Source organism: Oceaniradius stylonematis (assembly GCF_965223445.1).
Classification (GTDB): Bacteria; Pseudomonadota; Alphaproteobacteria; order Rhizobiales; family Rhizobiaceae; genus Roseitalea; species Roseitalea stylonematis.
The window spans coordinates 1533369-1555714 of sequence record NZ_OZ244994.1 but is presented as its reverse complement, the minus strand read 5'-3'; the positions used below and the strand labels follow the sequence as shown (position 1 = coordinate 1555714).

Genomic DNA, 22346 nt, shown 5'->3' with positions numbered 1-22346 from the left:
GCCCCGGTCGGCAGCATCGCCGGCCGCGGAAGAGCCGCGCCGGAGACCGACCCGGTTCAGGACTGCCTCAGCGACACTTGGTCTCCGCCGACGACCGGCATGTCCAATGGCCACATTGACGGCACCACGCCGCCCAGGGCCGTGTCGGTCAGATCGACGGGATCGAGGGAAAGGCCCGGAGCGGCAACGGGATAGGCAAAAAGGTTTGCCGTCGCGCGGCTCATCGTCAGGGCGCTCCCGCTCTCACCGCCGGCGAACGCGGCGAGCCCTTGCGTCGCAAGCGCCTGCCGCACCGTCGTGCCAAGCGGCGCCCACCGGTTTTCACCCTGCACCGCGAAGGCGACCAGCGGTGTGACGGCCGAACGGCCCCGGAAATAGGTCGCAAAATAGTCGGTGCCGGTCGGGAACGTGCCGGTCGAGGCATACTGGTCGGTGATCGTCGACAGCGTCTTCCAGCTGGTCGTGCCGATCAGCGTGACGTTGCTGGTCAGCGACGTCGAACCATTGCTGCCCGAACCGGTGAACTGCGCCGGATAGAAAAGGCGGTAATAGGCCTGGCGGTTCTGGTCGTCGAAAAAGTCGATCGCGCCGGCGGCGACAGGCCGGCCATTGTTGGCGTTGCCGCCACCCGGATAGACAAGGGACAGGAACGCATCGACCGAAAGGCTGCGCGCGGCACCCGTCGCCAGCGCGCCGCCGCCGCCTTGCGGGATCACATCGGCGAGATCGAACATTTCGGTTCCGAGTGCGAGGAAGCCGTTCTTCTCGCTGCTGCCGCCGACCACCGCCTGATAGAGCGCGTTCGACAGTTGCAGCCGTGTTCCCGGCGTCAGGTCGGCGACACGGATGCTGTCGTCGCGCCACAGGCCGTAGCGGTAGTAGAGCACTTCTTCGAAGGTCTGCGGCATGGCCTGCGCGATGATCTGCCGGATCAGGGCGATTGCCCAGGGGAAGACGCCGGTATCCTCGACATCGTTGAGAAACGAGACATAGTCGGTGCGCAATGCGGCGCGCACACCGCTCGATCCCAAAGTGGTCCAGACATCGTCGCTCAGGGTCAGCTTGTAGGGCAGCGTCGAGCCGCTGGGCGCCGGCTCGAGCTTGAAGGTCGGCGAAGCGCTCGACGGCACGGTCGGCGTGCCGGTGGTGAACGGCGAGGGCAGATAGAGCTCGATCGCATTGCCGTGCACGTCGGCCAGCGCCTGATAGGCGCCGCGCCGGAACACATAAGGCGGATCGCCCGCCGCTGGCACGCCGGCGCCATAGGCGTAACCGGCAAGCACCGGCGGCCTGGACGCTCCGGGCTCGCCGCTGACCGAAGCGGCGCCCGACGTCTTGCCGGACGCGGCACGCACGCTGACCGCGACACCGGCGCCGAAGGGATAGGAAATGCTCGCGCCCACATCGATTGTCGCCATCTCGCTGTCGCCGCCGGCGACGAACGTATCGGCGATGGCGGGGCTGCCGCCGGCCACCGAGACGAGATAGCCGCCGATGCCGGGACCGGGTCCAGGCTGCCAGTTCACATGCAGTTTCGTGCCTTCATAGGCCGCTTCGTCAAGCACCGGCACACCCGACGGCACAGACATGCGCGCGCTCGCCGGTGTCAGGCTCTTGGGACCGACGCCGGCCATTACCACGGCCACGTTGGCGCCATCGGGCACGCCGACGTCGATGGTGAAGGGTTGGGTGAACGCGGTCCCGGTCGCCGTGAACACCTCGCGTGCCAGAAGCCCGCCATCGGCCAGAACGTCGAGCCAGTAGATGTCCCCGCTCGTCTCGGTGCCAAGCGTGACGTTCACCGACAGCGTGCCGTCCTCGTAGTCACCGCCGGTGACCACGGCGGCCCCCTTGATCGGAACGCTCACCGCCGGCCCCGTGCAGAAGGCGTTGCGCGCTGCGATCGTCAGCGCCCCGGCTTCGAAGAACGCGTCCGGCGCCGGCCCGTCATAGGCGGACCCGGCAACGGTCAGGCTGGCGGCCGAGCCGGACGTCGGCGTTGCGGTGACGACAAAGCTGTCGGCCGCGAACGGGCCGCCCAACTCCCAGACCAGATCGGCGCGGCCTTCGCCAAGGCGCCCGGACAGAAGCTGCGGTGCCGTCAAAAGGAGATCCGCCCGCGCCGAGACCGGGCCCATCGCGACGCCATCGGTGCTGACCATGCGCGCCTGCAGGCGGTAGGGCTGGGAAGTATCGCTCGGCACGGCAAAGCTGACGCCCGTCGTCGAGGCATTGGCGAGAACCGAAGTCGTCGTGTCTCCCGTCAGCAGTTCGGCTTGGACGGTGGGCGAACCCGAGACGGTCCAGGCCGCTGTCACGGTCGATCCGGAAACGCTCACCGCGCCCATTTCGACGGCATCGGTCAGAATATTGACTGCGGTGGAGGCAGCGGTGTTGCGAAGCGGCGAGACGCCGACCAGCGCCACCGTGGCGCCGACTGCCGTCGCCGGATCGAGTGGAAAGGACAGGCTGGTTTCCGGACCGGCGGACAGGACGATCGGGCTGCCGCTGGAAGGGGTCACCGTCACCTGGTAGCCGGTCAAATAGGGCAGCACCGCCGCGGTCCACTGCAGATGCAGCACCGAGCCGTCATAGATGACCGACTTCAGAACCGGCGCGGCGATCGTTGGCAAGGTGATTGCTTCACCAGCCGAGACGACGCCGGTGATGATCCCCATCACGGGCGTGACAGTTGCCGTCCACGTCTTGGACAGATCCAGATCATACGGGATGGAGATCGGCATGGTCGGGCCGGCCGACACGGTGGCCGGCGTTCCGCCATTGTCGAGCGTGACGGTGTAGCCATCGACCGGACAGCCCGGATCGAAGTCGACATCGATCGTGATCGTCTTGCCGTCATAGGATGCCGACCTGATCTGCGCGGCGCCGAGCGGTACGGTCAGCCGTTGCGATTTCGGCCCCTGGCTGGTCTTGCCGCCCGTGGTGTTGATGATTGTTGCTTCGATTTCGTAGACGGTATTGCCCGCCGGCGTGATGTTGTCCCATGTAATGGCGGCAGGGGTGGCCGTCGCGGTTTTGGCGGTGCCGGCGACGCCGTTGGTGTAAAGCACCGCGCTCAGTTCCCGGTCGGTGGAAAGCGCGCCCGGAGTGACGAAGGTCGCCGCGATCGTGTTCTTTCCGCTCGCCAGCGTCACCGTCGCATCGACGATCTGCGGCGGTTGCGGCTCGATCGCCACCGCCGCGCCAGGGGGACCCACGAAAGCTCCGTAGATCACGCGCCCGGCGACCGCAGGCGAGGAGAGTGTGTCCAGCGCGCCGGTGACCAATTGCCCGCCCTTGTCGCCGGCTTCGGCTGCCGCAACAGTGTCGGTGCCCGACAACAGCAGGATTTCATAGCGCGGGGCGGCCACCACCTCGCCGGTCGGCAATGCGGGCAGGCTCCAGACGGCGCTCGCCTGTCCGCCGTCGAAACGGATCGCGGAGATGGCCGGCGATGCGGTCGGGACGATCTGCTGCGCGCTCACCGGGCCTGTCGTGAAGGGTGCGCTGAAGCCGCCAGCCGTCGCTCCGACGACAGGCTGGACGGCCGATATCCGGACCGAATAGGTCTGCTGCGGGTCAAGGCTCAGATTGGCGATGGTGGCTTCAGCATCACTGCCCAGGTAATAGTCGCCCGTCAGACTGCCGCTGGAATCGTCGATCAACTGCAGATAGATACCACCGATCTGCGCGCCGCTGGGGATCTCCCAGGTAAAATCGATGCTGGACGCCAACACGGAAAGCACGCGGACACGCGCCTGCTGCGTAACGACGGGTGCGGACGCGATGTTGGCGGTGTTCGACCAGTCCAGATCGGCCGGGTTTTGCCCGCTTCCCCCGAACTGGACCTGAATGATGTAGGACGGCCCGGCTGCAAGCGGCATCGCGTTGAGCACTCGCACGGTGTTGGCCGTCGACCCAGTGCCATAGCCGATGGGCAGGTTGTTCTCCAGAAGCCGGGCATAGGCGACGTAACCGCCCGTCACGCCCGTCGTGTTCAGATTGGCGGTCACCCCGGCCTGCGTGCTGGCCAGCGGGAGCGGCGCGAACGGATCCACATACTGAATGGAGGAGAAGGTGGTCGCCGGATCGATCGTTTCGCCGCTCATGTCTGCATCCCCGCGGCATGCACCGCCTGCTGTCTACGCCCGTGCACCAACCGGCGACGGACGCACGGGCCCAAACCCGCAAACGCTGCCGCCAAAGACCCTCCGCGCCGGGAACCGGTCACCGGCGGGCACGGCATGGTCAGAAGTTTCCGCCATACTTGACGTTGTCGTGCGCGATCATTTCCAGCGTGCTGGCGTAGTCGGTGTGATAGCGCTCAGGCAGGCGCGCCCGCATGTATTCGAGCGAACGCGTGTTGTTGCGGTGCAGCTGTGCCATGGCGTTGAAATCGCCGACCGCGATTCCGTTGGCGTAAAACGTGCCAACCTCAAGACTTCGACCAGCCTCCCGGTCCGTCTCGTCCACCAGCTTCAGGTTGCAGAAAATGCCGTCGTAGCGGGACTCCTCGCAGCTTGCCACGCTGTCGGTCCCGTCCCGTGTCAGCACCGCGTCACCCGGCTTCAGGTCACAGGCATGCGCAAGGCCGTCCGGCGTGACGACCGGGTGGCCGCCCGTCAAGATCACCGAGAGTCCGCTCTTCGTCATCAGTTCGAACACCAGGTCGACCGGATGCGGCGTGGCGCCGGCATTGTGGAGCGCCCGGGTGGTAGCCTCCACACCCAGCGACCCGCCATGCACGGTCCGGACGCGGGCCGTGTTGTCGACCTCTTCGAGCACCCGCTCGGCGCCGTCCGCCATCGTGACCGACGCCTCGGCGGCGATGCAATGCCACCAGAATTTGATGTTCGGGATCTGTATGCAGTTGACCGACGGCTGGTCGGGCCAATCATAGCTGCACACGTTGAACGTGAATGTCGGAGCCACCGGGTTGTTCACCGGAATGTTGAACTGGAAGTAGAAGCCCGACAGCGTATCGCGCGCTGGCCCGTAGGGCGGAAACTGCAATGATTCCATCTGGCTGGCGGCATCGAACGGATAGCTCCACGTCACCACGTTCGTGCTCGTGTCACCGGTGATCTGGGTCAGCAGGCCTTGGCTGCTTTGATGGTCGATCTTGTGCTGGGCGCTGACCGAGTAGAGTTGGGTCGTCACGCTCAGCCCTTGCGTGAACTGGTGGGTGTTCGGATCGACGTAATTGAGCGGCTGCTGGACGTTGACCGTCCCCGTGAACGGCACGAGCAGGATCGGTGTGTTCGACGTGTCCTGATTGTAGAAGTAATCAAGATCAAGGCCGGTCTGCGGACGGCCGAGACCGATCTCGATCTCGGTGTGTCCGCTCACCTTGATAACCGGATCGGTCACATCGGCGGCCACCGCCTGCGCGTTCAGCTCAATCGCCTGTGTGTTCGCGACCATGCCGAACCGAGGCGGCGTGCCCGGCGCGGCTTGCGAGTGGTAGAAGCCGACGCTCGTCATGTTCGCCGGCGCGGCCTTGGCGGTCGCCGAGCGTGTTGCCGCCGGCGCGTAGCCGCCACCGACGCGGTTGGCGTGGCCCATTGCCGCGATATCGCCCGTGTCAGAATCGAGCGCCAGCGCAAGGCTCCCGCTCATCAGTGCACCGCGCTTGTCCACATGCCACGCCCGGCATGTCGCCCGGCCCTGCGCGTCCTGACCCGCATCGACGATCTGGAGTGCCTGCGTGTCGTCGTCCTTGCCGGCGCCCGACTTCGCCGCGGCGTCGAGATCGTCGAACAGGGCGGGATGCGATTGCCTGGTTTTCCCCGTCAGTTTCAGGAAGGACGCAATTGCCGCCGCGTCCTCCTTGTCCGCGGGATCAAGCGTTCGCGGCACATTGTCTTTGGTCTTGTCGATGGCAGCAGCAATCACGGCCCTGTCGGCCCCGGAGACTTCAAACATAAATCAACCCCTCCCGAAATCGATAAACGATCAGGTCAAAAAAATGCCAACACGACGCGATACTTGTTTGCCGACGGCTCAAATTTATTCTGTATTTCCTGTACGCTACATCTGAATAGACTTTATGACAATCGGATTCTGGAATTCTTCAATCCAGGATCAGGGCTCAAAGCCGGAAGATGACGGTTGCGGCGATGCAGATGGCGCTCATGAACCTGTGGGCGCAGCTGTCGCAGCGGGTTGCGACGGGTCGCCAGCCCTTCAGCCTTCCGAACAAGCGTTCGATGACGTTGTGCTGTTCCCGCGCATGCTGGCGACGTCCGACCTGATGGCGATGCTGCCGGGCGGCGTCATCTGAAAGCGGTTCGCTTCCATCGGCTTCAAGCTTTGCCCGATGCCGTTCGAGTTCGCTCACCGGCGGGTCGAGATGATCTGGAAAGCCAATCGCACCAACGAGCCGAGCCATCGCGGGCTGCGCGGCCGGATTGGTGCGGCCTGTGAGGCGTTGCCGGGGATCGAGGGCTGAGCGCGTCGTGGTTGCTGTCGGTGGACGATGCCGGTGCCCGGATCAACGACCGGAGAACTTACCAGAGCGAAACCAGTCCGCGTTCCGGGCTTGGAAACTTGACGCCGAGCGAATTTGCGGCCCGGCTGAACGAAACCCGAAAGGTCGCATGAGGCGCGGACCAGAAACGGGGTGAGTTCCATACTCCCCTTTCGGCAGAGCAAAAAACGGCAGAGTTTTAACGGGGCCGAGACAAGATCATGGATGGCAGTGGGACGAACCGGACAGGCGGTATGGGTGCCATGTCACGGTCGACGCTGCTGCAACGAAACCGGCGGCAGCCGGTCATCCGCATGGCTCCAGTGCATCGACGAAGGCGCGCGCGCGTCTGGCAATGTCGTCCACGGTGTAGCTCGGCTTGAACAGCGCCGATCCCAGACCGAACCCGTCGATACCAACCGATCGGAAGTCGGCCATCGATGTTGGCGTGATGCCGCCGACGGCGGCGAGAATTGCATCCTTCGGCAGGACGGCGCGCATGGCTGCGATGCTGGTCGGCGATACCATCTCGGCGGGAAAGAGCTTCAGCAAAGACGCCCCGGCATCGAGCGCGGCGAATGCCTCGGTCGGCGTGCAAACGCCCGGACACCACCAAAGGCCGCGCGCCAAAGCATGCGTGCCAACCGCCGGGTTCATGTTTGGCGCAACGATGATGCGCCCTCCCGCATCGGCGACCGCATCGACGTCGGCACATGTCAGCACGGTACCGGCGCCGATGATGGCCCGGCCGCCATGCCGGTCGGAGATCCGCCGGATCGATTCGAGCGGGTCGGGCGAATTCAGCGGAACCTCGATGATCCTGAATCCGGCTTCGACGAGCACGTCCGTGACCGGCACTGCCATCGAGGGCTCGAGGCCGCGCAAGATGGCGATGAGGGGGACGGCGTCAAGTGCCGATCTGAGCGTATTCACAGGAGCAGCCCGGCCGACCGGGCAATCAGGAAGTGGCCCATGGCGACGATGTCGTCGGGCGCGCGCCGGCTGTCGACACCGGCGATGCCCAGCGCGGTTTCGTAGCGGTCCGCAAGGTCGTTTCGCCCGATGATGGTGACCCGACCATCCTTGTTGCCACGGTCGGCGCCGGCGGAAATCTCCGCACCGATCAGCAGGCCGGACAGATAATCCGCCACCATGGTGGGCGCGATCTTGCCCATCAGAGGCAGCGTGCGGACATGGAAAAGGTCGTGCAGCAGGCTCGACCGCTCTTTCAGGCCGGCCGTCACGCCTTGCTTGAAACCCTCGGCGCTGAACGGCCCATCTTCGATCAGTGCTCCCAGGATTGTGTGTCCCCTCAACGCGCTGAAGATTTCGCCCGTCATGTAGGTGGCATAGTCCTCGATCCGCCCGTCAACCACGCGAATCCACTTGCTGTGCGTGCCCGGCATGACAAAGACGCCGTCGGACATGCCGAGCGCCGAGGCACCGATGATCTGGGTCTCCTCACCACGCATGACATCGGGGCCGGATTCATGCTCGGTGGTCACGCCGGTAATGAAGGAAAGCTCGACGCCGCAGGCTGTACGGTGCGGGACGAGCGCGCGGGCCAGGTCGTCGGCACCGAGCGGCACGGTTTCGTATGGCGTTTCGACCCAGCCGTTCCGGCTGGTGATCATTCCGGAAGCCAGAACCGGCAGCCTGGCCTTGGTCATCCATTGTCCGACAAGATTGGCAAACACACGTTCGAAGTCCCCGTCGGGGACATGCATGATGCCTTCCGGCGAGGATACGCTGTCGAGCACTTCTCCGCCCGCGCCGATCAGAAATGCGCGGAGCGAGGAGGTTCCCCAGTCGATCCCGATGAGCACGGGCTCAGATACGGCCGAATTCATTCAGCAAGTCCTCGACCGTCTTGCCCTTAGCAACCCATTTGCGGGTCTCTTCTTCGCGGTCGGCCTGCTCCTGGGCGAGCGCGACGACTTCCTCGGCCTTTTCCAGCGGGACCACCGTGACGCCCATCAAATCGGCGACGACGAAATCGCCGGGGTTCACAACGACGCCGCCGCACTGGATCGTGACATTGATCGACAGTTCTTCCTTGCGGCCGGAAAACATGGTGTGAGTGCCGCGCGGCGTGATCGCGCGCGTCCAGATCGGCCAGCCAATGTCTTCCAGCTCGTCCGTGTCGCGACCGGCGCCGTCCACGATCATGCCGCGGATGCCGCGGTTCTGCGCCAAGCCGCCCATCAGGCCGCCACAGACCGATGTGTTCGGATCGCCGCCGGCGTCGACGACGATCACGTCACCCGGCTGGCCCATCTCAAGCGCCTTGAGCGGATCGACAAGGTCTCCCTTTGACAGTTGGACGGTCACGGCCTGACCGGTGACCTTGGCACGGAAGGCGGGCTTGATGCCGCTGTCCATCACGCCGGTGCGATACTGCACGTCGGCGAAGACCGCGGTAGCGGAATAGCAGGTCAGGACCTTGTCGAACTTCGCCAGAAGGTCGGGCTTGCGCTCGAACTCGTTGAACACCTTGAGCATTTCTATCTCCGTTAGTGAGCGTGGGCGACCAATGCCTCGGCATTGACCGGATAGTCGGGCTGCTGGCCCGTCAGCACCTTTGCCACCTGCGTCGCTGCCGTGACCCGCGCGGCGCGGATGGATTCCTCGGAATAGTAGGCAACGTGCGGTGTGATCAGCACGTTGGGCAGCGTGAAGAGGGGATTGTCGGCGGGCGACCATCGCGCGCGCTTGGCGGGCTCTTCCTCTGGATCATCCAGGCCCGCCGCTGCCAGTCTGCCATCGGTGAGCGCGCGAAACAGAGCCTTGTTGTCGACGGTCGGTCCGCGACCCGTATTCACAAGGATGGAGCCCTCTTTCATGGTCGCGAACTCCGGATCGGAAAGGAAATGGCGCGTGTCCGGGGTCATCGGCGCCTGCATCAGCACATAGTCCGACCGCGCAAGCAGTTCGGATTTCGACACCAGTTCGACTCCGTGCTGCGCGGCCACTGCGGCCGGCAAGAATGGATCATAGGCAATGATCTCGACACCAAATGCCCTGGCGCGGGTCGCGATCGCCTGTCCGATCTTGCCAAAGGACACGACGCCCATGGTCCGGCCCCGCAGGCGGTAGACCGGCTGACCGCTTTGCCAGCGCCAGACACCGGCATGCGTCGCACGATCATAGTCGGGCAGCTTGCGTGCCAGTGCCAGCCACAAGGAAATGGCGTGGTCGGCGACTTCCTCGGTGCAATAGTTCTGCACGTTGGTGACGAGAATCCCCCTTTCGGATGCCGCCTCGACATCGACAATGTCAACGCCGACGCCGTAGCGGGCGATGACCTCGCACTTGCGCATCCTGGAAATGGTGTCCCGGCCGATGCGCGCATACTGGTTCATCATCGCGGCGCAGTGCGGAGCCGCATCGAAAAGGTCGTCTTCGTGCTTTGCCTGCAGCGCAATCACCTCCGCGCCCACTGCTTCCAGGATCTCGCGCTCCACACTGACATCACCGTAGTCGTAGTCCGTGATCACGACCTTCGGGCGGTCGGTTCGAGGTCGAAAGGCGTCATGCCTAGACATAGGCGCCCGCCGAATAGGTCAGCTCGTAGGAATGGCTGTAGAGTTCGAAAATGTTGCCGAACGGATCTTCCATGTAGACCATGCGGTAGGGCTTCTCGCCCGGATAGTACTTGCGCACCTGCTCCATGCGCTGCCGGCCGCCGAGTTTCTCGATAAGCTTGACCCGCCCTTCGACATCCTCGTCCTGGATGCAGAAGTGGAACAGGCCGCGCCGCCAATACTCGAAGGGACGCTCTTCCTCGATCGTGTTGGGGAACTCGAACAGTTCGATCCCGACGCCATCGCCCAGCGACAGATGGGCGATGCGGAACGAACCCCAGCCTTCGCCGAACACATCGTCGCACATCTGGCCGATGGCGCTGTCGTCGTGCTGGATCTCGGTCGGGCCCATGATGACGTACATGCCGAAAGCCTTCGAATAGAACTCCACCGCCTTTTCGAGGTCGGGAACGGTGATGCCGATGTGCGAGAATGTGAGCGCGGCCATGGGGGACTCCTTTTTTCGTGTGTCAGAGAATGCTGCGGACGATGCCGCCCTCTATCCGGTGGGCTGCACCGTTCGAGGCTGTGCTGGCGGAAATCGTGACAATCATGCGCGCCACTTCATCCGGCTGGACGAAGCGCTGGATGAGCGATGTCGGCTCGTCCGATGTGAAATAGTTGTCGACGATGGTTTCGAGCGGCTCGCCCTTCTGCGCGGCAAGCCCGTCGAAATAGGCGGCAACCCCTTCGGTCCATGTCGGACCGGGCAGGATCGAGTTGACGCGGACGCCGGTGCCCTTGGTCAATTCCGCCATGCCGCGGGTCAGCCCGAGCATGGCTGTCTTGGTCACCGAATAGTGGACCATCTGCGGCAGCGGCTTGACACCGGCTTCGCTGGCCATGTTGACGATCGAACCGGTGCCGCGTTTCAGCATGGCGGGCAGGAACACCCGGCTCATGCGCACCGCCGACATGACGTTGATGTCGAAGTACCGCATCCAGTCGTCGTCGGTCAGATCCTCGAACGGCTTGACCGAGAAGATGCCGACATTGTTGACGAGGATGTCGAGCTCACCGAGTTCCTGCGCGAAGGCGCAAAGCGCATCGGCATCATCGCTGTTGGTCAGATCGCCCGACTTGCCGCTCACGTCTCCGCTCGCGGACAGATCCTGCACGCAAGCCGAAACTTCTTCATCGGTCAGCCCGTGCACGATCACCCGGGCGCCCTCCTGCAGATAGGTGGCGGCCGTGGCCTTGCCGATACCCGACCCGGAGCCGGTGACGAGGACGAGCTTTCCTTTCAGACCGAGATCCATGTCAGGCGGCCTTCTTCTCGCTGGCTGTCTGTGCCTTTGGCGTGCGTCTGAAGATGCGCGCCATCAGCGCCGAGATCTCGGCGCGCCACATGTCGATGCCGACTGCGAGCAGGATGATCACGCCAAGAACGATGTTCTGGACCGAGGACGGCGCCGCGTTCAGGTTGAGGCCGTTCTGGACAATGACGATCGTCATGGCGCCCATCAGGGTCGCAAGGATGTTGCCCCGGCCGCCCGCAAGGCTGGCACCGCCCACGACCGCGGCCGCGATGGCCTGCAGTTCCAGCGTCTGGCCGTAGTTGGGCGATCCGGAGTTGAGGCGCGCGGCCATAAGGACGGCGCCCACAGCCGTCATGAAACCCGCAATGACGAAGGTTGTCGCCTGGACCTTCCTGACGTTGATGCCGGTCAGGACGGCTGCGGCGGGGTTGCCGCCGACGGCGTAGATCTCACGCCCGAGCTTGGTGAAATTCATCGTGAAGGCGGCAAGGCCGTAGAAGAAGACGAGGTAGAAAAAGGGCAGCGGAATGCCGATCAGCTTGCCGTAGAAGATCGGCTCAAGCGCGGGGTCGAGCGAGAAGATGGGCGAGCCGTTGTTGAACGTCAGCGCCAGCCCCCGGAAGGCGATAAGCGCGGCGAGCGTGGTGATGAACGACGGTATTCGCCCATAGGCGGTGATCAAACCGAGCAGCAGGCCGAGCGATGCGCCGATGATCAGGATCAGCGGAATCGCCAACGCAAGCGGCAAATCCATGAATTTGAGCATCTGCGCAAGGATCATCGTCAGCAGTGCCACCATCGACCCCGAACTCAGGTCGATGCCCGCCGCAAAGATCACGATGGTCGAGCCGATGGCGATCAATGCCACGATGCTGACCTGCAGGGACAGGTTGGACAGATTGCCCGGGTTCAGGAAGCGATCGGTTGTCAGGGCGACAATCAGGGCCACGATCACCATCGCGGCGAACGGGCCGATCAGTTGCGTATCGAATACCCGCCTCATGCGAGAGCCTCCTCCGGATGACGATGATTATGGTCGATGGGATCGGCGGACGCCCGGACGAGGTCGTCGTGGGACAGTTCCGCCGCATTCACGGTGCGCTTGATCGCGCCGTGCTGGACGATTGCGATGCGATCGCTCATGGCCAAAAGCTCATCGTGATCCGAACTGATCAGAATGATCGACTTGCCGGCGCGTGTGAGCTTGTTGATCAGCTTGTAGACCGCGATCTTCGCGCCGATGTCGATGCCCTGCGTGGGCTCGTCGAGGATCAGCACCTGTGCGTCGGAGAACAGCCAGCGCGCGATAACGATCTTTTGCTGGTTTCCGCCCGACAGGAAGTTGACGGTTTTTTCTTCCGCCTGGGACGAGATCTCCAAATCGCGAATGAGGTCACGGGTCCCCTTTTCCTCGGCTTTCAGATCGAGCACACCGAAACGGGCCAAGCCGCCGAGCGAGGCGGCGGTGATGTTGCCGCTGGCCCGGAAATTGAAGAAGAGCCCGTCGAACTTGCGGTTCTCCGGCACGAGCGCCAGGCCGGCCCGAATGGCGTCGGTCTCCGCCCGGAACTTCACCTTGCGACCGTTCAGCCGGACTTCACCGGCGGTCAAATCGTCAGTGCCGAAGAGCGCGCGCGCAATTTCGGTCCGCCCGCTGCCGAGAACGCCGCCAAGGCCCAAGACCTCGCCGCGATGAAGGGTGAACGATACGTCGGTGACGCCTGCGTTCGTCGCTAGCCCGCGGGCTTCGAAAACGACTTCCTGCGTGGCGTTACGCTCTTTCGGGTAGTGCTCTGCGATGTCTTCGCCGACCATCGCGCTGACGATCTCGGAGACATTGATCTTGGTTTCGCCGCTGGCGCGCACGACGCGGCCGTTGCGCAGGATCGTCACCTCATCGACGATCCGCTCCACCTCGTCGAGACGGTGGGAGACATAAAGGATCGCAACGCCACGATCGCGCATCTTGCGCAGAAGTCCGTGCAGGCGCTCGATCTCGTCTTCGCCGAGCGCCGCGGTCGGCTCGTCGAGGATGATCATCCGCGCATCCATCGCGACCGCCTTCGCGATCTCGACAAGCTGCTGCTCGCCGACCGACAAGCTGCCTGTGATCGCCTCGGTCGGAATATCGACTTCCAGTTCGGCCAGAACCGCAGCGGCGTCGGCGTGAACCTTCTTCCAGTCGATGACGCCGAAACGGGATCGCGGCATGTTGCCCAAAAAGATGTTCTCACCGACCGAAAGGGTCGGGACGATCGAGAATTCCTGGAAGACGGTTGCAATGCCAAGTTGGCGCGCGGCTTGGGGATCGGAGATGACAACCGGCTGGCCGTTGAACAGAATCTGGCCGCTGTCGGGCTGCTGCACGCCCGACAACGTCTTGATCAGCGTGGACTTGCCGCAGCCATTCTCGCCCAGAAGGCCGTGAATGGAACCGGCGAGCAGCTTGATGCAGACACGGTCATTGGCCAGGACGCCCGGATAGGCCTTGCTGACGTCGACAAATTCCCAAAGCGGGATCGGTGCGGTCATCGCCTTGTTCTCACCAGAAGGGCCGTAGGGCGGCGTTTCGCCCCCCGGCGGCATGCGCACACGCCACCGGGGAACAGGGAGGTTCTCAGTACTCTTTGGACGGCTGCGGGAAGAGCTTCTCGGGCTCCTGCAGGACCGCCAGTGCACCTTCACTGTCCTCGATCGTCGTCGGCGTTTCGATCCAGCCGCCGGGATAAGTCCCTTCAAGGGCGTCGAGCGTGGCATGCATCGCCGCCTTGCCCATCAGGAAGGGAGAGGTGTTCACCGTCGCCGTCACGTTGCCGGCAGCGATCTCCTCGAGACCGGACGTATCGCCGTCATTGCCGAGCAGCACGATGTCCGACCGGCCGAGTGCCTTGGCCGCGTATGACGCGCCAATGATCATGTAGTCGTTGGCCGCGAAGATCATGTCGAGATCGGGATGCGCCTGCAGGATGTCCATGCCGGCGGTGTTGCCGCCCTCGACGTTCCACTTGCCATCGATCGAGACGACGACCTCGAAGTTCTCATTGCCTTCAATGCCGTCGAGGAAGCCACCGACGCGCTCGGTCGAGTGGTAGCCCGGCTGCCCCTCGATGATGCCGACCTTCAGCGGCTCGCTGCCATAGTTCTCGATCGCCCAGTCGGCGATCTTGTGCGTGCCATTGCGCTGCGAGTAGCCCACAACGCCATGGATCGGGGTCGGAAAGTTCGGGATGTCGGAGTTGATCATCACGACGGCCATGCCTTTGTCGACCGCCTGCTTGAGAAGCGGTGCGGCGGCAAACTCGTCGTGCGTGCCGAAGATGATCGCGTCGACGTCCTGAGTAAGAACGTCCTGGATCATGCCCATCTGGCCGTTGATGTCCGCGCCGCTCTGCGGAGCCAGCATGAACACCTCTGCGCCTTCCTCTTCCGCGACGGCCTTGATGCCTTCGCCGATGGCGATGTAGTAGTTGAACTCCGTCGCCGGCGGCATGTAGGCGATCCGGAACGGCTCGTTCTTTGGAGCAATCGCGTCGATCGGCGCCTGGGCGCCCTCGGCCAGCGGTACGGGCGCCGGGTAGTCTTGGGCGAGCGCGACCGTTGCGAGAGCGGCAAGGCTCACGGCAAGGGTCGCCTTTGTTGCGGATTTCAGCATGTCAGTCTCCTCCTGAGGTGGGTTGGCTTATCCGTTGAAGGGAGCGTCAATCACTCCACGTACGCCGGGTTTGACGGCAAAAAGCCCGCCGGATTCCGGTTCTTTTCTGAGAGCTTCCTCGCCGCTCATGAGTCGCGACGTGGTTATGAAGAGCGTATCGAGGTCCGGACCGCCGAAAGCGCAGCAGGTCGGCTTCCAGACGGGCACGTCGATCACGCGGTCGATGCTGCCGTCGGGCGCCACGCGGACGACGCGGCGGCCTTCCCATTCCGCGTTCCAGACGCCGCCCTCGGCATCGACGCACGAGCCGTCCGGCAAGCCGGGCTCGGCGGCAAACGAACAATGGAGCCGCCGATTGGAGACCGTGCCTGTCGCCTGGTCATAGTCGAACGCAACGATCTCACGGTCGGGCGTGTCGGCGAAGTACATCACCGACCCGTCCGGCGAGAAGCACGTCGAATTGGCGCACGACACACCGTCGAACAGTGTGCGCACCTTAAGGTCGGTATCGATCGAAAGAACCGAGGAATTGGCCGCGCCGGACCCTTCATTCATACCACCGACGATCAGCCGTCCGACCCGGTCGGTCCGACCGTCGTTCAGGCGCGTTTCGGGATTGCCACGTTCGAAATGCGTGATCAGCGTTTCCTCGCCTGTCGCCAGATCGACGAGCGACACCCGATCGGCAAACGCCACGATCAGTCCGCCCCGGGCGCGCGGCGCAAAACAGCACACGCGTTCGGCCATTTCATGCCGTGCGGTGTCGCCGGAAGAGGGCTCGTAGGACCAAAGCGCGCGACCTTCGATGTCCGTCCACCAAACCATGCCGTCTGACGGGCTCCAGAAGACCCCCTCCCCGTGCTGGTTCCTGCAGTCAACGACCAATTGCGCTTGCATGGACGACCTTCCTCCCAGAGATCGTACTGATATCTAATATACCAGCTTGTATTATCTGGTGTATCAGATATTTTGCAGACCGCAACACTTTTTTTGAGAGACCGCCGATGGCCCTCGCGAGACCCAAGTCCCTGCGCGAACTCGCCCTTGAGTATCTTCGCAACCGAATCATCGACGGCACGCTGAAGATGGGGCAGACCTTGTCGGAGCGCGGCATCTCCGAAGAGCTAAGCGTTTCCAAGTCTCCCGTGCGGGAAGCGTTGGCGCAACTCCGTGATGAAGGACTGGTCAGCATCGAGCCGCAAAAGGGGGCCCGCGTCTTCACCCTGAGCGAAGCGGAAGTGACCCAGATTTGCGATTTCCGCCAGGCGATCGAGACGGCCGCCTTCGAACTTGCGCTCGCCCGCGATCCCGACGGGCTGGCCGGGGAAATGACCAAGGTCGTCGACGCGATGGAAGATGAGCGTGCCAAGGGCAATGAGAAAGCCTATCTCAAACTCGATACCACCTTTCACCAGATCATCTTCGAGCACGCGGGCAACGACTATCTGACCGCGAGCTACACGCGGTATGTCGGCAAGATCGCGGCCTTGCGTACCCATCTCGCCAAACTGCCGCAGCACACCGAGTTGTCGTTCCAGGAGCACCGCAAGATCGCGGCCGCGGTCCGAACCGGCAATATGGATGTGATCCGGAAGCTCCTTGCCGAGCACATCGACCGAACCCGTCAGGCCTACAAGAGCGCCACGATCGTCCTCGAAGGCACGGCCGTCGCCTGACCGCTCCCTGCTGGCTGAATTGAACGGGCGTTGCCATTGTGAGGCGCCTGCAACCCTTCTGGCGGAACCACGGACGGAATCCCTGACTCCGCGATGCCTCCTGACTGATTGACATCTGAGATATCAGATGTCATATTTCAGTTGGGAGGAAGCATCTTGTCGTCAAGTGTCGGGCAGGCCGCGCAGGCGGTCCAACCTCTGATCCGCTTGGATTCGGTTCGCAAGAGCTTCGGTTCAAACACCGTGCTCGACGGCATCGATTTCGCGTTGCGCCCCGGTGAGATTCACGCACTTTGCGGCGAAAACGGCGCCGGCAAATCCACATGTCTCGGTCTTTTCTACGGTCTGCATCAGCCCAATGCGGGCAAGATCTACCGGGATGGCGAGGAGATGCGGATCGAGAGCCCATCGCACGCCCAGGCGCTCGGGATCGGATGCGTCTTCCAGGAACTCAGTCTTGCCGGCGCGCTGTCAGTTGCCGAGAACATCTATGCAGGGCGCGCGCCTTCGCGGATGGGCATCGTCGACTGGCGAGAGCTCCGCCGGCGCGCTGAAACCCTGTTGTCCGAATTCGGCCTCGACATCGACGTGTCGCGGCCCGTCGACAGCCTCCCCATCAGTTCGCGCCAGATCATCGAGATCGCCAAGGCGCTTTCGCTGAATTCCCGAATTCTGCTGCTCGACGAGCCGACGTCGGCGCTCGCGCCGGACGAAGTGGACGCGCTGTTCCACGTCCTGCGCGGTCTCACCCAAAAGGGGATCGGCATCGTCTACGTCAGCCATCACATGTCGGAGATCTTCCGCATTGCCGATCGGGTGACCGTGCTGCGCGACGGTCGCCGGATCAGCACCCGGCCCGCCTCCGAAACCTCGCAGGAGCAGGTCGTCGCGGAAATGATCGGCAGCGCTCATCCCGGCGATGTCCAACGCTCCGGAACCGCGTCGCACCGCGAGGTGCTGCGGCTGGAGGCGCTTTCCCAATCCGGCCATTTCGAGGACATCTCGTTTTCGGTGAAGGCCGGCGAGATCGTCGGGCTTGCCGGCCTGATGGGTGCCCGGCGCAGCGAGATCGTCCGTTCGATCGTCGGGCTCATGCACGGCGCGACGGGGCAGGTGCTGCTCAAGGGGCAGCCTGTCCGGTTTCCTTCTCTCCGCGACGCGATGGACGCCGGCGTCGGCTTCGTGCCCGAGGAACGCAAGACCGAGGGCCTGTTTCTCGATCAATCGCTGAGCGACAATCTTGTCGCGGCCAGCCTTTCCGACCATGCCTCATTCGGGATCATGCGCCCCGAATCCATTCGCCAGGCCAGCCGCTCAGCCATCGACGCGTTCAGCGTCAAGACGCGCGGCGTCGGCGAACGCATCGGCGCGCTTTCCGGCGGCAACCAGCAAAAGGTGATGCTGGCCAAGTGGCTCAAGCGCGCACCCGACCTGCTTGTCGTCGAGGAGCCGACCAAGGGCGTCGACGTTGGGGCAAAGTTCCAGATCCATACCGAACTGATGCGCTGCGCTGCCAACGGCATGGCGATCATCATCGTCTCGTCGGATTTTCCCGAGCTCGTCTCGCTGTCCAACCGGATCCTGGTGATCCACGAGGGCCGGCTCATGGGTGATGTCGCCGCTCATGATGCCACCGAAGACGCGCTCCTTCAGATGGCCGCCGGTCAACGCGCATCCATTGCGACGCCCGATCCCGTACACACAGGAGCCGCCTCGTGACCATCACTCTTCAGGCCGATGAACCTGAGCGCAAGCCGCTCTTCCGCCGGGTCCTGCAGGCGTTCATCGACGTCCGCGAACTGACGCTCATCGTCCTGATCGCCGCGATCATCATCGTCATGGCGAATGTGAGCCCGTACTTCTTGAGTTTCTCGAACTTCCGGGCCGTTGCCGTGGGCATGGCTCCCACGGCGGTCATCGTAATCGGCATGGCGATCCTTCTGGCCTCGGGCGGCTTCGACCTCTCCGTCGGATCGGTCATGGCGCTGTCGTCGACGGTTGTCGCCATGCTTCTTCTGGCCGGCCTGCCGATTCCGGTCGCCGTGATCTGCGGCCTTCTTCTCGGCGCCGTCGTGGGAGTGGTCAACGGCCTGCTTGTGACCGGGCTTGGAATCAACCCGCTGATCGCGACGCTCGGTACCATGTCGATCGCGCGCGGCATCGCGCTGGTCCTGACGGAGGGCTTTTCCGTCTCGAGCCTGCCCGCAGCCTTCGGCTGGATCGGCAAGGCCGATCTTGGCGGCTTTCCCGTCATCGTCATCGTGACGATCCTGCTCGTGGTCGTTTTCGACCTCGCCGTCCGGCACACGCGCTTCTTCCGCCAGGTCTATTTCATCGGCGCCAACGAGAAAGCCGCAATGCTCTCGGGCATCAACGTCAACCGCGTGCGGATCATCGCCTATGCGCTGACCGGCGTCCTGGCGGCGTTTGCCGGTGTGCTGCTCGCCTCGCGCCTGATGAGCGGCACGCCCACGGCCGGCAACGGCCTGGAGCTTCAGGTGCTGGCCGCGGCCGTCATCGGCGGCGCGTCGCTCCGCGGCGGGGAAGGAACGATCCTCGGGGCGTTCCTTGGCGTCGTGTTCGTCGCACTGATCAACAACACCATGACCATGCTGGCCGTGTCGATCTACTGGCAGATGATCGTCATCGGCACCGTCCTCGTCTGCGCCGTTGCGCTCGACATGCTGATCCGAAGCAAGCGGGCCTGATGCCCGCTTCAATTCCGGCAACCGCAATCCACGACCACTGATCCAACAGGGAGACCACGATGACTGATCTGAAATTAAACCGCCGCAACCTGCTCACTGCCGGCGCGGCCGCCGGGCTGGCATCTGCCTTCGGCCTGCCAATGCTGTCGAAGCAGGCGTTCGCCCAGGGCGCCGGGATGGAATACGTTTTCCTGTCTGTCGTGACGCAGGTGCCTTTCTGGGTCGACCACCGCGCCGCGCTCGAGGATGCAGCCGATGCCCTGGGTGTGAAGACCAGTTTTACCGGCCCGCTTGATTTCGACACCGCCGCGCAGGCGCGCCAGCTCGACGAGTTGATTGCGCGCCGGCCTGCCGGCCTGCTGATCTTTCCGGGCGATGCGGCGGCGATGGCGCCCGGTATCGACCGGGCGGTCGAAGCGGGCATTCCCGTCGCCTGCTGCACCGGTGACGTGCCACAGAGCAAGCGATCCGTCTTTCTGGGGATCAACGGGTTCAACGCCGGCAAGATCGGCGGCGAAATGCTCGCCCAAGCGATAGGCGGCGAAGGCAAGGTGATCCTCGGTACGTTCCCGGCCCCGTCCGTGCTGGAGCGTGTGGAAGGCTACAAGGCCATCTTCGCCGAAAAATACCCCGGCATCGAGGTCGTAGACGTTGTCAACGACAAGGCCGATCCGTCCTATGCGCCGACGGCCTACCTTCAGGCCATCCAGGCCAATCCCGACATTGTCGGCATTGGCGGCACCGACGGCGACAGCGGCAAGGGTGCCGCGATCGCGGTAAATGAAGCCGGCCGGGCCGGGGACATCAAGATCGTCGCCATGGACCGCAACGACGACATGCTGCCCTATATCGAGGACGGCACGATTCACGGAGCCGTGGCTCAGAAATCCTACATCGAGGCCTTCCTTGCGGTGCACATGCTGCATTGGCAGAACACGGACGGCATCAAGGTCGTTCCGGACTGGAAGGCCGCCGGGATCAACCCGCTCCCGGAGAGCGTCGACACCGGCGTGATGCCGATCACGGCGGACAACGTCGCCCAGTTCAAACACGCCTGACGACAAGAACCGGCGCAACCATCGTTGCGCCGGTTCTGATACGTTCCTTTCATGTCCGGGATCTGGACCGTCCTGTCGCTCGAAAAAGGCGACCTCGAACTCAAGCTTCTGCCGGGCATCGGCGGACGGCTCTGGGACATTGTCTTTCGTGGCCGATCGCTTCTGTTTCAGAACCCGGACCTCATTGGCCGTGCCGTCGATCTGAACGCGCTCGGAGAGCTGCCGACGCGCTCACCGCAGTTCGGCTTTCCGCTTTGGGGCGGCGAGAAAACCTGGATCGCACCGGATTCGGCCTGGATCGGCGGCGCGCCCTTCCCGATGCTCGATTCCGGACCCTATGGCGTTGAATCACAGACATGCGACCGGATCGCGATGGCCAGTGAGAACTGCCCGCTGACATCGCTTTCCGTCCAGCGGCGCATCACGCTTGCGTCGGAAACCGAATGGTCGATCGAGCATCAGATCACGAACAAGGGCGCAGCGGCCCGCCATGTGGGCATCTGGTCCGTGATGATGATCGACCATCGCGCATCGATCGGTGTGGCGACCTCCGCGCCAACGATCGAGCCCGTCTTCGGGAACGCCGGAACGCTTGTCCAGCCGGCCGACGCGGGCATTGTGTGCACGTGTGCGGAGCGGCAGGAGTTCAAGGTCGGCCTGCCGAACCCCGATGGTCGCACGCTGATCCGGTTCGGCGACGGCGACACCTGGCTTCTGTGTGCGACCGACCCTCAGGAAGAGGCCGATGCCTGGGCCCACGGCCATCCGTTCGAAGTCTTCAACTCGGGCGACTATGCCTACTGCGAAACGGAATGGCACTCCCCGGCCAAGACGCTTGGACGTGGAGAGGCGATGTCGTTCCGCCAGACCTTCCGGATCTGGTCAGGCGATCAGGTGCCCGGTGACATCGGCCTTGGGCCGTCTGATCAGGAGTTGATCACATGCATGTTCTGATTACGGGCGCTGGCGGCCACCTCGGCCGCAAGCTCTTCGACGCGCTCGAGGCCAAGCCCGGTTACGCCGTCAGCGGCATCGACATTCGCCCCACGGACCATCCGCGGATCCACACCGCCGACCTGTCGTCCGAGCCGGTCTGGGCGGACCTGTTCGAGGGTGTGGACGTTATCGTGCACCTTGCCGGCGACCGCGAGCCGGGCGCCACCTGGCCGTCGGCGATCAAGAACAACATGGATGCAACGCTCACGCTCTATCACCACGCCGCGGCCAGGGGCGTGAAGCGGGTCGTCCTTGCCAGCTCGAACTGGCTTCACGGCGACAAGCGCTTCACCGGCGATCGGCTGGATTCAACAACGCCGCCCGGTCCGATCAACGCCTACGGCATGTCGAAGCTCTTCTGCGAACGGACCGGCGCTTATTTTGCCGAGCACCACGGTCTGTCGGTCGTCTGCCTGAGGATCGGCTGGACCCAGTGGACCCACGACAACCGTCCGGGCCCACACATGGCGATGGGGCGATGGGGCCAGGAGATGTGGCTGAGCGACCGGGATTTCCTGAGCGGAATGCAGGCCGCGATCGAAGCGGCCGATGTCGACTTCGCGGTGCTGAACCTGATGTCGGACAATCCCGGCATGCGCTGGGACATCAGCGAAACGCGCCGGCTGATCGGGTATGAGCCCGAAGATGGAAGCCCTGCAAAGATCACGATGGCAATCCGCCTGACGTCAGCGCTGAAGAAGCTGGTGACCGTGACGCTGCCCAACGCGATCGATAAGCGGCACCCTGACTGGTAGCCGCGGGGATGAAGCCGCGCATGGCGCGGCGTCGAAGAACGGCGCCCCCGGAATCCGAGGCGGCAAATGGCCCAAACGGCAACTTCCGCCAATCAGATGAAAAGCGCGTGCGCATGCCCATCAGGGCCGCGATCCGCGCGTCGATGCAAGGGCCGGCTGTATATCAGCGGCTTCCGCTATCGAGCCAAA

At 63.8% G+C, this 22346-nt stretch carries 19 protein-coding genes and 1 pseudogene; 7 read left to right on the top strand and 13 right to left on the bottom strand.

Annotated features, from left to right (window positions below; all coding sequences use genetic code 11):
* Nucleotides 1-56: 56 nt before the first annotated feature.
* The 3 genes and pseudogenes from ACOQOU_RS07715 to ACOQOU_RS07705 form a co-directional block, all read right to left on the bottom strand.
* On the bottom strand, nucleotides 57-4109 hold the full coding sequence (locus ACOQOU_RS07715; RefSeq protein WP_306024909.1) for a hypothetical protein: 4053 nt from the start codon (nucleotides 4107-4109) through the stop codon (nucleotides 57-59).
* 139 nt (nucleotides 4110-4248) lie between these two features.
* Nucleotides 4249-5925, bottom strand: a complete 1677-nt coding sequence (locus tag ACOQOU_RS07710; RefSeq protein ID WP_109765509.1) for a hypothetical protein — start codon at nucleotides 5923-5925, stop codon at nucleotides 4249-4251.
* 166 nt (nucleotides 5926-6091) lie between these two features.
* Nucleotides 6092-6217 (bottom strand): annotated as a pseudogene (locus ACOQOU_RS07705) (IS5/IS1182 family transposase); the annotation flags it as partial.
* Nucleotides 6218-6319: 102 nt separating this feature from the next.
* Between ACOQOU_RS07705 and ACOQOU_RS07700 the strand changes: the two are divergent.
* Entirely contained in the window at nucleotides 6320-6451 is a 132-nt protein-coding gene (locus ACOQOU_RS07700; RefSeq protein ID WP_306025181.1) for a hypothetical protein, read from the top strand.
* 324 nt (nucleotides 6452-6775) lie between these two features.
* On the opposite strand, the gene ACOQOU_RS07695 is transcribed toward ACOQOU_RS07700, so the two are convergent.
* Genes ACOQOU_RS07695 through ACOQOU_RS07650 form a run of 10 tightly spaced genes read right to left on the bottom strand, consistent with a single transcriptional unit; the run spans nucleotide 6776 to nucleotide 15861 of the window.
* Nucleotides 6776-7402: a 2-dehydro-3-deoxy-6-phosphogalactonate aldolase gene (locus ACOQOU_RS07695; RefSeq protein WP_306024910.1), complete on the bottom strand. Its 627-nt coding sequence runs from the start codon at nucleotides 7400-7402 to the stop codon at nucleotides 6776-6778.
* Nucleotides 7399-8319, bottom strand: a complete 921-nt coding sequence (locus tag ACOQOU_RS07690) for a 2-dehydro-3-deoxygalactonokinase (protein ID WP_306024911.1) — start codon at nucleotides 8317-8319, stop codon at nucleotides 7399-7401. Before ACOQOU_RS07690 ends, ACOQOU_RS07695 begins: the two co-directional genes overlap by 4 nt.
* Nucleotides 8300-8971: an RraA family protein gene (locus ACOQOU_RS07685; RefSeq protein ID WP_306024912.1), complete on the bottom strand. Its 672-nt coding sequence runs from the start codon at nucleotides 8969-8971 to the stop codon at nucleotides 8300-8302. The genes ACOQOU_RS07690 and ACOQOU_RS07685 overlap by 20 nt, the downstream gene beginning before the upstream one ends.
* A gap of 11 nt (nucleotides 8972-8982) precedes the next feature.
* On the bottom strand, nucleotides 8983-9966 hold the full coding sequence (locus ACOQOU_RS07680; protein WP_306024913.1) for a C-terminal binding protein: 984 nt from the start codon (nucleotides 9964-9966) through the stop codon (nucleotides 8983-8985).
* 40 nt (nucleotides 9967-10006) lie between these two features.
* Complete coding sequence (locus tag ACOQOU_RS07675; protein ID WP_306024914.1) at nucleotides 10007-10501, bottom strand: lactoylglutathione lyase family protein; 495 nt, start codon at nucleotides 10499-10501, stop codon at nucleotides 10007-10009.
* A gap of 22 nt (nucleotides 10502-10523) precedes the next feature.
* Complete coding sequence (locus tag ACOQOU_RS07670; protein ID WP_306024915.1) at nucleotides 10524-11312, bottom strand: SDR family NAD(P)-dependent oxidoreductase; 789 nt, start codon at nucleotides 11310-11312, stop codon at nucleotides 10524-10526.
* A gap of 1 nt (nucleotide 11313) precedes the next feature.
* Complete coding sequence (locus tag ACOQOU_RS07665) at nucleotides 11314-12315, bottom strand: ABC transporter permease (protein ID WP_109765495.1); 1002 nt, start codon at nucleotides 12313-12315, stop codon at nucleotides 11314-11316.
* Nucleotides 12312-13991: a sugar ABC transporter ATP-binding protein gene (locus ACOQOU_RS07660; RefSeq protein ID WP_420578865.1), complete on the bottom strand. Its 1680-nt coding sequence runs from the start codon at nucleotides 13989-13991 to the stop codon at nucleotides 12312-12314. The genes ACOQOU_RS07665 and ACOQOU_RS07660 overlap by 4 nt, the downstream gene beginning before the upstream one ends.
* Nucleotides 13930-14964 (bottom strand): sugar ABC transporter substrate-binding protein, encoded by a 1035-nt coding sequence (locus ACOQOU_RS07655; RefSeq protein WP_109765493.1) that lies wholly within the window; start codon nucleotides 14962-14964, stop codon nucleotides 13930-13932. The genes ACOQOU_RS07660 and ACOQOU_RS07655 overlap by 62 nt, the downstream gene beginning before the upstream one ends.
* A 27-nt stretch (nucleotides 14965-14991) precedes the next feature.
* Nucleotides 14992-15861 (bottom strand): SMP-30/gluconolactonase/LRE family protein, encoded by an 870-nt coding sequence (locus tag ACOQOU_RS07650; RefSeq protein ID WP_109765491.1) that lies wholly within the window; start codon nucleotides 15859-15861, stop codon nucleotides 14992-14994.
* 107 nt (nucleotides 15862-15968) lie between these two features.
* Here ACOQOU_RS07650 and ACOQOU_RS07645 point away from each other — a divergent pair, with 107 nt between their 5' ends.
* The 6 genes from ACOQOU_RS07645 to ACOQOU_RS07620 all read left to right on the top strand — a co-directional run bounded on the left by ACOQOU_RS07645 (nucleotide 15969) and on the right by ACOQOU_RS07620 (nucleotide 22157).
* Entirely contained in the window at nucleotides 15969-16640 is a 672-nt protein-coding gene (locus ACOQOU_RS07645; protein WP_109765489.1) for a GntR family transcriptional regulator, read from the top strand.
* 156 nt (nucleotides 16641-16796) lie between these two features.
* A complete protein-coding gene (locus ACOQOU_RS07640; protein ID WP_109765487.1) occupies nucleotides 16797-18359 on the top strand; it encodes a sugar ABC transporter ATP-binding protein in 1563 nt (520 codons plus the stop codon).
* Nucleotides 18356-19348, top strand: coding sequence for an ABC transporter permease (locus ACOQOU_RS07635; RefSeq protein WP_109765485.1), 993 nt, complete (start codon nucleotides 18356-18358; stop codon nucleotides 19346-19348). The genes ACOQOU_RS07640 and ACOQOU_RS07635 overlap by 4 nt, the downstream gene beginning before the upstream one ends.
* Before the next feature lie 59 nt (nucleotides 19349-19407).
* Nucleotides 19408-20406: a substrate-binding domain-containing protein gene (locus tag ACOQOU_RS07630; RefSeq protein ID WP_109765484.1), complete on the top strand. Its 999-nt coding sequence runs from the start codon at nucleotides 19408-19410 to the stop codon at nucleotides 20404-20406.
* A gap of 51 nt (nucleotides 20407-20457) precedes the next feature.
* Nucleotides 20458-21360: a hypothetical protein gene (locus ACOQOU_RS07625; protein ID WP_306024917.1), complete on the top strand. Its 903-nt coding sequence runs from the start codon at nucleotides 20458-20460 to the stop codon at nucleotides 21358-21360.
* Nucleotides 21348-22157, top strand: a complete 810-nt coding sequence (locus ACOQOU_RS07620; protein ID WP_306024918.1) for an NAD-dependent epimerase/dehydratase family protein — start codon at nucleotides 21348-21350, stop codon at nucleotides 22155-22157. The genes ACOQOU_RS07625 and ACOQOU_RS07620 overlap by 13 nt, the downstream gene beginning before the upstream one ends.
* Nucleotides 22158-22346 lie beyond the last annotated feature (189 nt).

Bases quoted from the DNA above. Each gene is read 5' to 3' on its own strand.
- ACOQOU_RS07715 (WP_306024909.1), bottom strand. From the start codon at position 4,109: ATGAGCGGCGAAACGATCGATCCGGCGACCACCTTCTCCTCCATTCAG.
- ACOQOU_RS07700 (WP_306025181.1), top strand. From the start codon at position 6,320: ATGCCGTTCGAGTTCGCTCACCGGCGGGTCGAGATGATCTGGAAAGCC.
- ACOQOU_RS07645 (WP_109765489.1), top strand. From the start codon at position 15,969: ATGGCCCTCGCGAGACCCAAGTCCCTGCGCGAACTCGCCCTTGAGTAT.
- ACOQOU_RS07650 (WP_109765491.1), bottom strand. From the start codon at position 15,861: ATGCAAGCGCAATTGGTCGTTGACTGCAGGAACCAGCACGGGGAGGGG.
- ACOQOU_RS07670 (WP_306024915.1), bottom strand. From the start codon at position 11,312: ATGGATCTCGGTCTGAAAGGAAAGCTCGTCCTCGTCACCGGCTCCGGG.
- ACOQOU_RS07655 (WP_109765493.1), bottom strand. From the start codon at position 14,964: ATGCTGAAATCCGCAACAAAGGCGACCCTTGCCGTGAGCCTTGCCGCT.
- ACOQOU_RS07620 (WP_306024918.1), top strand. From the start codon at position 21,348: ATGCATGTTCTGATTACGGGCGCTGGCGGCCACCTCGGCCGCAAGCTC.
- ACOQOU_RS07710 (WP_109765509.1), bottom strand. From the start codon at position 5,925: ATGTTTGAAGTCTCCGGGGCCGACAGGGCCGTGATTGCTGCTGCCATC.
- ACOQOU_RS07630 (WP_109765484.1), top strand. From the start codon at position 19,408: ATGACTGATCTGAAATTAAACCGCCGCAACCTGCTCACTGCCGGCGCG.
- ACOQOU_RS07690 (WP_306024911.1), bottom strand. From the start codon at position 8,319: ATGAATTCGGCCGTATCTGAGCCCGTGCTCATCGGGATCGACTGGGGA.
- ACOQOU_RS07665 (WP_109765495.1), bottom strand. From the start codon at position 12,315: ATGAGGCGGGTATTCGATACGCAACTGATCGGCCCGTTCGCCGCGATG.
- ACOQOU_RS07625 (WP_306024917.1), top strand. From the start codon at position 20,458: ATGTCCGGGATCTGGACCGTCCTGTCGCTCGAAAAAGGCGACCTCGAA.
- ACOQOU_RS07675 (WP_306024914.1), bottom strand. From the start codon at position 10,501: ATGGCCGCGCTCACATTCTCGCACATCGGCATCACCGTTCCCGACCTC.
- ACOQOU_RS07685 (WP_306024912.1), bottom strand. From the start codon at position 8,971: ATGCTCAAGGTGTTCAACGAGTTCGAGCGCAAGCCCGACCTTCTGGCG.